Annotated in this window: 6 protein-coding genes; 4 read left to right on the plus strand and 2 right to left on the minus strand. The window is 49.7% G+C overall.

Translation table 11 applies throughout. From position 1 onward, the window contains the following. The coding region (locus tag HY774_28245; GenBank protein MBI4752399.1) for an acyl-CoA dehydrogenase family protein at positions 1-125 on the minus strand (125 nt) is incomplete at its 3' end. 660 nt (positions 126-785) lie between these two features. Between HY774_28245 and HY774_28250 the strand changes: the two genes are divergently transcribed. Then, entirely contained in the window at positions 786-3,344 is a 2,559-nt protein-coding gene (locus tag HY774_28250; GenBank protein ID MBI4752400.1) for a S9 family peptidase, read from the plus strand. 23 nt (positions 3,345-3,367) lie between these two features. On the opposite strand, the gene HY774_28255 is transcribed toward HY774_28250, so the two are convergent. Further along, positions 3,368-6,868, minus strand: a complete 3,501-nt coding sequence (locus tag HY774_28255) for a CHASE domain-containing protein (GenBank protein ID MBI4752401.1) — start codon at positions 6,866-6,868, stop codon at positions 3,368-3,370. A gap of 595 nt (positions 6,869-7,463) precedes the next feature. Between HY774_28255 and tnpB the strand changes: the two genes are divergently transcribed. From tnpB to HY774_28270, 3 genes are all read left to right on the plus strand, one after another. After that, the gene (tnpB, locus tag HY774_28260; protein ID MBI4752402.1) at positions 7,464-8,762 is read left to right on the plus strand and encodes an IS200/IS605 family element transposase accessory protein TnpB; all 1,299 of its coding nucleotides are present in this window, start codon (positions 7,464-7,466) and stop codon (positions 8,760-8,762) included. Between the two features lie 258 nt (positions 8,763-9,020). Further along, positions 9,021-9,446, plus strand: coding sequence for an OsmC family protein (locus HY774_28265; protein MBI4752403.1), 426 nt, complete (start codon positions 9,021-9,023; stop codon positions 9,444-9,446). Positions 9,447-9,660: 214 nt separating this feature from the next. Further along, positions 9,661-12,828 carry an ankyrin repeat domain-containing protein gene (locus HY774_28270; protein MBI4752404.1) on the plus strand — a complete coding sequence of 1,056 codons (3,168 nt, stop codon included), beginning with the start codon at positions 9,661-9,663 and terminating at the stop codon, positions 12,826-12,828. Positions 12,829-13,221: the final 393 nt, after the last annotated feature.

Raw genomic sequence — 13,221 nt, forward strand, 5'->3', positions numbered from 1 at the left:
GCGATGAGAGCTTTGGCTGGAAAGATTTCCGCATGTTCCCACTCCTCCACATAGGGATTGATTTCTTTTTCGATAAAACGCCGGAGTGACTCCCGAAACATCTGATGCTCTTCGGTAAATTTCATGGACAGCTAACTCCTTATTGAAATGAAAAATTGCGGCAGCCCTCTGAATGTGGAGAAACTCATTTTAAGATTTTGACTGAGAACTTCCTGTCAATAATGGCAAAGGGTTGGAGGTGAAAGAAGTAGAACCTACCCAATTCGCAGTATAAGAAGTAAAGGGAATCTGGGTATGTCAATTGCGCAAATAATAGCAGAGGGATTCCTGAAAACGGTAGCAGCATCGCTTTGGAATTACCCGAAAGCAACGGGCTGAACAAACAAAACCCATCAGCGAAAATTGATTTTCAATTTTTTATTGTCCATTTGAAAACCATTGCCGGAAACCACTCCGTAACCGCGCTCATTCCAGAGAATAATTCACACTGATAATCTTTGTATCCTGACCTCTAAACCAGTCTAAATATCCGGAAATCTGACCCCAGACGTATCGCACGATTCAGTCTCTAACAATCACATACCAACCATAAATCAGCCTCTGACCTGTTACCCTTGCACCCGAGGGATGACCGGGTTCAAACTTGACGCACGACGGGGGTTGAAATGGAAAGCAGGATCCAGTGCATATTAGGAAATGTGGTTGACGAAAGAAAGGGAGATCAGAATTTTCCCGACCCCAGGGGTGAAGGGAAAACTCATTTTGGAGAAACTCGGAGAAAATAAATGACTTCATGCGAACTTTCAGTTTTTCAATTTGGAATCAAACATATCTTCACCCATGTTAATAGAACTTACAGTTTATTGATTTGTCCGATTATTGTAATCGGCATATTTTTAACCAACACACCTGCAGCAGTTGCCCAACTGCCAAAGCTAATTCCACATACAGTTCTTTTTGGCAATCCTGAAAAAACCAGCCCGCTCGTTTCCCCAGATGGCAAAAAACTGGCCTACCTGGCGCCCAATGAAAAAGGGGTGAACAATCTCTGGGTGCGAACCCTCGGACAACCTGATGACCACACCGTGACCGATCTCAGCCGCTCACCAAGTTATGGGCGTTTTCTCTGGCAACCAGATAGCGAGCATTTGATTTATTTTGCCGATCAAAACGGTAATGAGGTAACCCATCTCTTTCAAGTTCACTTGCAAACCAAAGTTATCCGTGACCTGACACCGTTTCCAGGTGTCGTCGCCGAACTCATTGCAACCAGCGTGGATTTCCCCGATCAAATCCTGGTTGCTATGAATCTTCGTGATCCCGCCGTCCATGACGCCTATCGAATCAATCTCAAAACCGGCGCAGTCACCCTGGATACCCAAAACCCAGGTGATATTGACGGGTTGTATGGATGGAAAGTTGATCAAAGGTTCCGGATTCGTGCGGCAATAGCACTACTCCCGGATGGTGGAACCGAAATTCGGGTGCGCAATCATCCAAAAGCACCCTGGCGCACGCTTCAAAAATGGGCTGCGGAGGACACCAACCTTTTCGTCACCGGAGTTGTTGGGTTTACACCTGACAACCAGGCGGTGTGGGTTACTTCAAGCGTTGGGGTCAATGCGGCTCGATTACTGAAAGTTGACTTGATGACCGGGAAATCAACTGTGGTCGTCGAAGACAATCAATTTGACGTGCCGTTGTTTGGAAATAGAGGCGACAGCATTTTGCTTCATCCACGCAAACATACGCTTGAAGCCGTTTTGATTTTGCGGGAACGAGCGGATTGGAAAGTGCTTGATCCATCTTTGAAAGTTGATTTCGAAACCCTCAAAACCGTCCGGGACGGTGATTTTGAGATTGTCAATCGCGATTTGAACAACCGAATCTGGGTCGTTTCTTATGATTTGAGTGATGGACCAACGACTTATTACACTTATGACCGGGTTGCCAAACAAGCACAATTATTATTTACAGATCGCCCAGCATTAGAGCAATACCAGCTTGCCAAAATGCAGCCCATTTCTTTCCAGGCACGCGATGGAATGAAAATTTATGGGTATCTCACACTTCCCACTGGGGTTCCATCAAAAAACCTGCCAATGATGGTGTTTGTCCACGGTGGCCCCTGGATTCGCGACTCCTGGGGTTTTGACCCCACAGTCCAATGGATGGCCAATCGCGGGTATGCGGTTTTGCAAGTCAACTATCGAGGTTCTTCCGGGTATGGCAAAGCCTATCTCAACACCGGCAACCGCGAATGGGGTGCCAAAATGAATACTGACCTGATTGATGGGAAAAACTGGGTGGTTAGTCAAGGGATGGCTAATCCCAAAAAGGTTGGGATTTATGGATATAGCTATGGCGGGTATGCTGTTCTGGCGGCGCTGGCTTTTACACCCGATGAATTTGCCTGTGGGATTGATCAATATGGAATTTCCGAACTTATTGAAATGATCAAATTTGATCCAGCCTACACTCAGTCCTTCCGACCTTTCTATGATCAACGAATGGGAAATATCGACACTGAACCTGAGTTTCTGAAATCCCGGTCACCACTCTATAAAGCCGACCAGATCAAGGTGCCCTTGCTGATTGCGCAAGGTACCAACGATGTCCGGGTAACCCAATTGCAAAGCGATTTGATTGCTGAGGCAATGCGGAAGAATGGGAAACCTGTTGAGTATCTACTCTTTGCGGGTGAAGGCCACGGGGGTTGGCGGCCCGAATCACGACTAAAATTCATTGCCGCTGCAGAACAATTTTTGGCGAAGTATCTTGGTGGAAGAACTCAACCCAAACCCACTGAGAACTCTCACTCAGGTGCTGCTTTTTATGAACGAATTGCTGCCAAACTATCAGCCAATCCAGAACTTGAAAAGCAGCTAGGAAAACCCGCCCCCGAAATGGATCAATTGAAATGGCTCATTGGAACCTGGGAGATCACAACCCGCGTTTTCGCCACCCAAACCACTTCCGAACGCACCGAACAAGGTCAGGGGACCGTCACGCCGTTCATGGATGGTACCTGGCTGTCCCTGGCGGATTCCTATGGCCCAAACGGTCCCGATGACCAGGGATTTATGTCCTACGATCCATTCACCAAAAAATGGATCAGCCTGGCTATCGACAAGTCAGGTATCGTCATGGTGACAATGGCTGATGGCTGGAAAGACAACCGGTTGATTTTTTGTGCGCCACCCGTTGAGATTCTGGGTGTTTCAGTTCAACTCCGCCAAATCCTGGAAAAACGGAGCGAAACAGAATACCGAATCTTGAACGAAGAACAACTACCCAACGGGGAATGGGTTCCGGTTGATGAGTACATTTATCGAAAAAAATAAACTTGGGGACTGGCGATTGGCAATCAACTTTTCAATTTCTCTTCCTCAAGCAGTGAACAAACCCGCTGATATTCATCCAGCAGCAGTTCCAGACTCCGAGGTGTCCGATCAAGCTGGCCTTCACGGGCGTTGCGCTCAATTTCACCGGCAATGACCGAGAGGCGTTTGGCGCCAACAATACCACAACTCCCTTTGAGACGATGCGCGGCTCGTTCGGCATCATCGTGATTTTGGTTGGCGATGGAATCACGCAACGTCTGAATTTGGGGAGTAGCATTGATTTGAAAAGTTTCAATTACTTCATCGAGGAAGTTTTCACCTTCATCACTGAGTTCCCGCAGATCAGCCAGTACCTTGTAGTCGAGTGATGGTTGGTCACCGTCAATCAACTGGACTTTGATGGTCGGTGGCGCCGCCGGCATCGCTTTCCTGATCCGCTCCCGCCAGCTTTGGACCACGGCTTCAAGTGATTCAAACCGAACAGGTTTTGCCACATAATCATCCATCCCGGCGGCCAGACACTGTTCCCGATCACCCTGCATGGCATTGGCCGTCATGGCGATGATTGGAATTGGATCCGGAAACGTTGATTCCGACAGTTCCCACTTTCGAATTTCACTGGTGGCTTCAAATCCATCCATCTCGGGCATCTGGCAATCCATAAACACCAAATCATACGGCAGGAGTTTGAGCGCATTGACGGCTTCCAGTCCGTTGGCCACCACGTCAGCCCGACAGCCGAGTTTTTCCAGCATTTTGACCGCGACCCGCTGGTTGACAGCGCTGTCTTCGGCAACCAGCACCCGCAACCGTTGTTCAGACAGGACCGGAGTTGTTGTGTAGTCACGAACAGAAGTCGCTTTTAAATAAGTTTGCCCCGAGTCCGCTAATTCAAACTTGCTATATCCGCCACTTGATTCAGTTTGCACGCTAAACTGGGCTGTAAAGAAAAAGGTGCTCCCTTTCCCCAGCTCACTCTTGAGCCCAATTGAACCCTCCATCATTTCAACCAGTTGTTTGGAAATCGCCAGACCCAGCCCGGTGCCACCGAATTTTCGAAAGGTGGATGATTCGGCCTGAGTAAAGACCTGGAACAAATTGGCCTGCACTTCAGGGGAAATTCCAATTCCAGTATCCATCACCTCAAATCGAAGCCGTGTTGTCAGCTTTGACGGTGCAGTTGGCAGAGGGTCTTCAACCTTTGAGACCACCACCTTCACGCTTCCAGATGAAGTGAACTTGATTGCATTGCCGATCAAGTTGATGAGAATCTGACGCAGCCGGCCAGGATCACCACGCAGGGCAGTTGGAACATCAGATTCAATCAGATATGAGCATTCCAGCCCTTTGGCATAAGCATTTTCGGCAACTAAATCCAACACATCCTCAATCGCGGTCTCCAGATCAAAATCTATGATTTCAAGGGAGAGTTTTCCAGATTCGATTTTTGAAAAATCGAGAATGTCGTTGATGATGGTCAGCAAGGCTTCGCCCGATTTGCGAATGGTTTCGGTATATTCCCGTTGCTCCGGGTTCAGTTCGGTGTCGAGCAGCAAACCAGTCATTCCAATAACACCATTCATCGGCGTGCGAATTTCGTGGCTCATACTGGCCAGAAAACTTGATTTGGCCCTGGTGGCGGCAAACGCCTCCTCTCTGGCTTCAATCAATTCGTCAATCCGGTCAAAAACCAGAATCACGCCGCCAACTTCACCCTCCGCGCGATACCAGGGATCGAGCGCCCATCGCAAATAGCTTTTTTTCCCATGATGATCAACAAACAAATATTCGGGATCAGACAGTGATTCTCCAGCTAGTGCTCGCTGATGAAATGTTTTCCACTCTTCGGGCATTGAGGGAAACACGTCATACACACATTTTCCCATCAGCGTGGTTTCATCAAACCTGGTTTCAATGACCCATTTTCGACTAAAAGCCAGAAACCGCATGTTGGTGTCAAACATGGCAATTGCCACCGGGGCATTGACGATCAAGGCTTGAAACTGTCCCTGCTCGCGTTTGAGGGTTTCAACTGCCTGCTGTCGTCCAGTGATATCGCTGCCAACCCCCAGATAGCCGGTGATGTTGCCGGCTTGATCACGAAGCGCAGTAGCCGACAACAAAGCAGGAAAGCGACTGCCATCTTTGCGGATATAAGTCCATTCGTTTTCATCCGGAATTCCCTGTTTTGCTTTTTCGACTAATACCCCAAACCCAGGTTGGACCTGACGGCCTAACTCCGCGGATAACTGCCTGGCCCGCTGCTCGATTTCGTCTGGATCATGAATCAGGACCGGCGTCATCTTGCCGACAACCTCGTCAGCCGAATATTGCAACATCTTTTCAGCCGCCGAGTTAAAGGTTTGGATGACTCCCTGGGTATCGGTTGAAATGATGGAGTAATTGGCACTATCCAGAATAGCTTTTTGCAGCGAAGACAGTTTTTGGAGTTCGCTGGTCATTGACTCAGCCAACTCAATTGCCTGTTGTCGGGACGTGGCCAGCAACCAAAAAATAATGAATAAGAGCAGGCTAATCCCAACCCCGCCAAAGATAAAAACCCCCTGATACACTTTCTCAGTGGCGCTTGGAACCGTGGCGGCTGGCCAAACCCGAACCAACCAGCGTCTTCCGGCAATCAACATCACATTTTGGATAACCTCTTTGGAACGATGGCTTTCGGTGAGTCCTGGGCCAGAAAGCGTGCTAAAGAGTAACGATTCCGAACCGCCTTCATTTTCCTCATAAATCGCAAACTCAACCGGGTTTTGAACCCCAGGAACGATACTCTGGCCGAACTCCTTCATATTCAAGGGAGCACACACCCAGCCCACCAATGCCCGGCGACGATCTTCTACCGTGACCAGAAGCGACTGACGGCGATAAACCGGCAAGAGCAGAAAAATTTTCCTTTCGGCGGTTGGTGATTGATGGATTTCCACCTGAGGGGAAATGGTAAACTGCCCGGTATCGCGAGCCTGTTCGACAGCACTTCGGCAGGTTGGATGACTCGCCAGATCAAATCCAATCAGTGAAAAATTGGTGCTGATCGGCTCCAGATAGGTCAACACATAATGCGGATCCTGGGAAGTTGGTGGCGTAACTTTGAAAAATGGAGCGCCCTCAGCTTTTGTCTGTTCAGTAAACGAGACAAGTTCACGATCTGGAACCATCTGGATCCAGCCCAGTCCGCTAATCCCCGAAAATCGTTCCAGCAACTCCAGTTCGTCAGTGTAATTCTTCCATTCCAAACGGGTTACCGACGTGCTTGAACCCACAAACGCTGAGGCCCCATTCAGCAAATGTTCATGGACCAGTAACTGGTTGTTCAACAGTCTCTGGGTCCATCCAGCATCTCGGGAAAATTGCGCCAGCCGGGCACTTTTAGACGTTTGCGAAATTGTCAGCCAACCAAATGAGATCAACAAGCACACCAGGATCAAAGCACCCCAGCCAGGTAAACCTGGTGCGGAAAACAGACGCGTTGAAGTTTGGTTGAGCGGGGAAGATCGGCGAAACCTCACGAAAACGGACCTCTCAGGAAACTCGTCAGGCTATACAAACCATTGGAAATCATTGATTGAACAAGGGAAAAGCCAAAAAGAGCAACATTTTAACTCCACTCAAGAACCTAGCCATGCCAATGAGCGAAAACAACCGGCAACGGGGAACCGGCGGCAAATGAAACCTGAATGGTGTTAAATAGACTGATCTGAAAGGGATAAAGAATAAAGCAGGGTGCAACTACATTTTACACGCTGGATTCTTACCCTGAAACCTTCTTCTGCAAATTTTGAAGGATCATTGAAAAAGGCACAAATATCACCATCAGGTCATCCTCGGCAGGAAGCTGGCTGGCATTGGTTTTTGAATTTATCTTCAGGCGTATCTTATTTACCTGACTCAGTTTAAGGGTCTCTGGATACCAAAAATCCATGTGGTGAATGAGGTTGGGAGTATTTGCTGACTACTGATGATTGACCATAAGCTGGTATTGAATTCAATTTTATTTTTTATACTCATCCTTAACCAACTACAACCACTTATGTCAGGAACAATTCCTTTGTGGTGGATGAAAAAAGACTTGCCATCTAATACCAGGTAATTTAAGCTGCCTTCATGATTCGAGTTGAAAAACATCACATCAAACCTGATTCCCCATTCTTTGCCGAAGCGGATGATCTCTGTTTTCGGTCAAAGAACCTCTACAACCTGGCGCTGTACGAACAGCGACAACGGTTTTTTGAGGTGGGGACAGTGTTTTCATATGAACAACTCGATGTCCGATTGAAAGCCAGCGATGCGTACCGGGGATTGCCGGCCAAGGTCAGTCAACAAGTTTTGAAACAGGTGTGTCAGGACTGGACCAGTTATTTTGCCGCCGCCGCTGAATATGCCCGCGATCCTGACAAATTTCTGGCTGAACCACAGATCCCGAAGTACAAACCCAAAGCGACAGACCGAAGTGTGGTGATCTACACCATTCAGGCTGTCAGCCGCAAAGTCTTGAAACGGGGTGTGATCCACCCATCCCAAACTAACCTATCCTTTCCAACCCGGATTCCCCGAACCCACATTCAGCAAGTGCGACTGGTGCCGAAACTCAATTCGTATGTGCTGGAAGTGGTCTATGAACTGCCGGATGTGAATCTGGCCACGATAGCTTCAAACTGCCCGGAAGTGAAACCGGTGCTGGTTAACGGTCGCCCGGTCAAGGGTCTCAATGCACGCTACCATCAACACAAAGCCCGACTCCAATCCCAACTGCCCACAGATCAATCAACCTCAAACCAAATCAAAATCCTGACCGCCAAACGCAATCGCCAAATAGAGAATGCCCTGCACCAGAGTTCGCGAATGATCGTCAATCTGTGCCTCACCTATCGGATTGACACGGTGGTGATCGGCAAAAACGACCTCTGGAAACAAAACGTCACCCTTGGAAGTGTGGTCAATCAACAGTTTACGGCGATTCCACACGCCCGACTGATCGAGATGCTCACGTACAAATGCCGGTCGGTCGGGATCAAAGTCGTGACGATTGAGGAAAGTTACACGTCGAAATGTTCTTTCCTGGATGGCGAAGCGGTTGAACAACAAGTCAAGTACGCTGGAAAACGAATTCATCGCGGGTTGTTTCGGACCGGTCGGGGGTTGCTCCTCAACGCCGATGTCAATGCCGCACTCAACCTCATTAAAAAAGCAGTCCCGGATGCCTTCGGACCAGAACCGGAAGCACAAGGCCACGGGATGGCGGATTGGGTAGTCAATCCGGTACGGGTCACCCCGTTTGGAAGAGCCGGTTCAAGCACTTCGAGACGGGAAGCCACGTGCGAACACCAACTGTATAGTTCGGTCAGTCAGGCACGACCTTCAGTCCCGATTCTTGGTCTCGGGACGAAGGTCTGTCAGATTTGATTATATTTTTGGTAACTATAGCGGCGGCAGGTCGGTTCAATCTGAATCTGACACCGCAACAGAGTTGAATGAATTGCAATGACTTTCTTCAAATGAATGTGAACGTAGCTTCTCGACAGTTCCTGCCGCAAATACTCGATCTGCAAGCTCCAAAGTTAAGTTGACCTGACAACGGCATTCCCACTAAGGTGTGCCATCCTTTTGGACAATTTTCCCCAAAAATTTTAATGTTCATTCCCTTCAACAGGAGTTTTTCACATGATTCGGAAAGGTTCAGCTCGCTGGTCAGGTACGGTTAAAGAAGGGGGCGGCACGGTCTCCACCCCAAGCGGAACACTCAACGATACCCCATATTCATTCACCAGCCGGTTTGAAGATGGATCCGGCACCAACCCCGAAGAATTGCTCGCCGCTGCCCACGCCGGGTGCTTCACCATGGCCTTTTCCCTGATGTTGACCATGAAAGGGTTTACACCCGGAACGCTGTCAACCAATGCCACGCTGACGATGGAACGACAGGAAGGCGGGTTTACCATCACCAAAGTTCATTTGGATTTAGTCGGTTCCGTCCCTGGAATTGACGATGAAACCTATCAAGAGCTTGCCGCCCAGGCGAAGGCCAACTGCCCGGTTTCAAAGCTGTTTAACGCGGAAATTACGCTTGCGGCCAAACTGGAAAACTAACCCCGACCTGACACATTCATTTCTGATCCACCAAAACAGGGTGCGGCAGAGGCCGTACCCTGTTTGTCTTCTTCTCTTTTTCAAACATCGGAACTACACTGCCTGACCGTAGGCAACCGGGAATAGTTCACCGGGGGCTGGAATTTTGATCAATCCACTTCCTCCATCACTTCCCCCCCTACTCCACACTCTCATTTCCAGTTCAGGATCTCTTATGGCCGTGGCACTCGACATCATTGGCAAAGTATTGGACAAAAAGTATCTCATTCAAAAGATTTTGGGACAGGGAGGCATGGGCGCTGTGTTTCAGGCCACTCATATCGGGACACGCCGACCCGTCGCACTCAAAATCATCATGCCCAGGTTTATGAATGAGGTTGAATTCATCGAACGATTCAAACGCGAAGCTCGCGCCTCCGGGCAGTTGATCCATCCACACGTGGTCAATGTGACCGATTTTGGCTTTGCGGCGATTGGCGAGGAACAGGTGGCCTATCTGGTCATGGAATACCTCAACGGACAGACCCTGGCCGAATTAATGGCCGATCATCCAAAGCTTCCGGTCAAAACCACGGTTGAAATCGTGGAGCAGGTATGTTTGGCCATTCAAGTTGCCCATCAACAAGGGATTGTCCATCGCGATTTAAAACCTGAAAATATCTTTCTTCAGGATAATGGTCGAGGTGGCTTTCTGGTCAAGGTGCTTGATTTTGGGATTGCCAAGCTCAATGAACGAGAATCGGCGAGTTCATCCGAACCTGATCCGCATACGCTGGAAACCATTTCCCTGGCAGATAAAGCCCTGGCCAGGGAAATGATTGAAAAAATGAGCCAACAAACGGAAGTGCTGGTTGGCCAGGTTGAAACGGCGACCCCGTACTTGATGGAAATGACCCAGTATCGAGGCAGTTTGGCACCAAATGAAACCCTGATGCGTGGAGCGGACAATCCGCTTCAAAGCGAAGTACAGCAGACCGGGCAATTTGCTTCTCCAGAGACCTCGGCGCCCGCCGAACCGACTTTGGTGCGGGTTTCGGGTCAGAATAAAGGCCCGGCCCTCCCCGGAACCGGGCAAATCCGCAACCAGGCAGGTCCGGGGCTATCCCAGGCGCCTTCAGCTTCCGGAAATACGGTTGATCTTTCCAGCAAAATCTTTACTCCTCACCAGTCGGTGACTGAACAAACACTCAACCTCTCAACGGAAGCGCCCATTCAAGAGCCGACCACCCTCAAATTTCCCGAATCTGATGCCATCGAAATCGGCTCAGTTGATACACCTTCCCGGCATGTTGGTTCAACGCCCTTGCCGGCGGTGCCACAATCAGTTGTGATTCAAAAAGAAACCGAACTTGTTACTTTTGCTGGGACCGTACTGGGGACGCCGATGTATATGTCACCGGAACAATGTCGAGGAATCGCCATTGATCATCGCTCTGACCTCTATAGCCTCGGTGTCATTGTGTATCGAATGCTCACCGGCGAACCTCCATTTACCGGGAATTTTTCCTATTTAATGAAGCAACATATTGACGATGAGCCACCACATCCCTGTGAAAAAAATCCGGAGTTGAGTGCGGCTGTGGCTGATGTGGTTCTCTCAACGCTGCAAAAGAACCCGGCCCAACGTCCCCCGAGTGCCGAAGCCTTCGCCACGGCGTTGCGGGCAAATGCCGAGGGAGAGGACCCGATTTTTGAACAGGCAGGCTCGGTGTATCGCACCCACTTTTTTTCATTTGTCTCAATTTCGTTGATGGTTCACGCGCCGTATGCCGTGTTGAATGCCATTTTGTTTTTTGCCTGGCTGGTGGTGAGCCAGACGGTTTTTCCCAGGCCGCTGGAAAGACTTCAATTTTTCTATTCCTGGTCGTGGATCATCACCGCAGCACTGGTCTTTTTTGCCGGAGTGGTCAATCTTGCGGTATTTCAACCAGCCGTCAATTCGTTACAATGTATTCCAGACTATCGGGTTTCAATCGCACAGACCGTGAGTAATTTCTTTACTCTGTTGCCAAAGCTGGTATTGACCTCCTTTGTGTGTGCCGGAACGATTGTCAAAGGACTCTTGATTGGAATTCAATGCGGCATCCGGATGATCACCTGCACCGCCCTGTTTGCCCCGATTGTCAGTTCCGAAGGGCTCTCAGTTGGCGCCGCACTTGATCGCTCCACCGTGCTGGTCAATCGGTTCCGACCCGCGATGGTCGCCATTCAGGTGCGGTACCTGGTGTTAGGCATTTTTGCCATACTGCTGGCACCCATTTCTTTTGCCATGCTGGGAATTCTCATTTCATTAGTCGGCGATGTCTCGATTGAGATTGTTGTCGCACGCGGTGCCTGGCTGGCGTCATCCGTGGTGGTGCCAGTGGTCTTTGCCTTCTGTCCGTGGGTGGTGATTAGCCTGATTGAGCCATTTTTGGCTACCGCCGCCGCCATTTTATACACCAAACTCCGCCAAATCGGGGCTGAACCAATTGAAACCCTGATGGATACTGAAGAAGCGGCGCTAGCTGAAACCCAACGGATTTCTACCTTTCGGAAGCCAGTGTTTTTAGCCACCTTGGGTCTGGTTGTTTTGATATTTTCCTGGATGGTGGTTCGTGATCGGCTCATCATTTACGCGGCTGGGAGTGATATGGGCATTTTGGTCGAAGCCCTGATGGTGGTTGGTGCCAATCCGAATGCCCGGGTCAAACCCCAGGTCAACCATGAGTATGAAACGACCCCATTGCTTGAAGCCATTGATAAAAATGATAAACCGACAGTTACTTTGCTGCTTGATGCGGGTGTGGAAGTCAATTTAGGCAACAAATACGGTTGGACGCCGCTGATGCAGGTTGTCCAGGATGAAAATGATGAACTGGTCCAGGAATTCCTCAACCGCGGGGCCAATGTCAATGCCCAACATAATTTTGGAGGGACGGCCCTGATGGAGGCGGCGAATCGCTCCAATATTGATCTGGTGGAATTACTGCTCAAGTATAAAGCCAACCCCAACCTGGCCAACACCGATGGGCGAACGGCCTTAATGATCAGCATTGACCGGGGAAACCTGTATGTTGCCCGGTTGCTCATGGATTCAGGGGCCCGGCTCGACATTGTGGATAATGATGGCTGGACCCCCTTCTTGCTTTCAATTGATCGTGGAGACCCCCTGATGGCCCGGCTGTTTATTGACCATGGTGTGGATGTCAACCAGAAAGATCCCGATGGACGAACCGCCCTCCACATTGCGGCTTCACGAGGATATGCCGGAGTGGTCAGGGAATTGATTGCGGCTGGGGCCAATCCAGAGATTCAATTTGACGGTAAAACCGCCTTGCACCTGGCTCAAGAGCGCAACCGCAAAGCCGTGGTTCAAATACTGACTGAAAAAAGAAAATAGAATGCGGAATGAAAAAAGTGGTTAGTGGTTAGTGGTTAGTGGTTAGAAATCAATACTTTCGAAGAAGCACCAGGCACTAAGGGACTGTAAAAAATCAGCTTCCCGTTTTCTTTTGGGAATCAGGCATTTGGATTGAGCATCCCGGAGGGCTGCCGTTCGGATAGCCGGTGGTTGCTCGGCTACAGGGAGCTACCACCGGGAACAGGTTGGTTCTCTCCAGTGCTCCCCCGCTTCGCCCGCGCCCCTGCGGGGGCGCGGGCGAAGCGGGGGAGCAACAAGGGGTGGCCTTTGGATCCGGTGGTAGGCCCAAAGCGGCCAACCGACCGGCTAGCCGAACGGCAACGCTTCGCGGTGCAAGACCAAAACCTGGATGTGGCAGAACGCGCCCCAGGA

The organism is Acidobacteriota bacterium (assembly GCA_016208495.1).
GTDB lineage: Bacteria > Acidobacteriota > Blastocatellia > Chloracidobacteriales > Chloracidobacteriaceae > JACQXX01.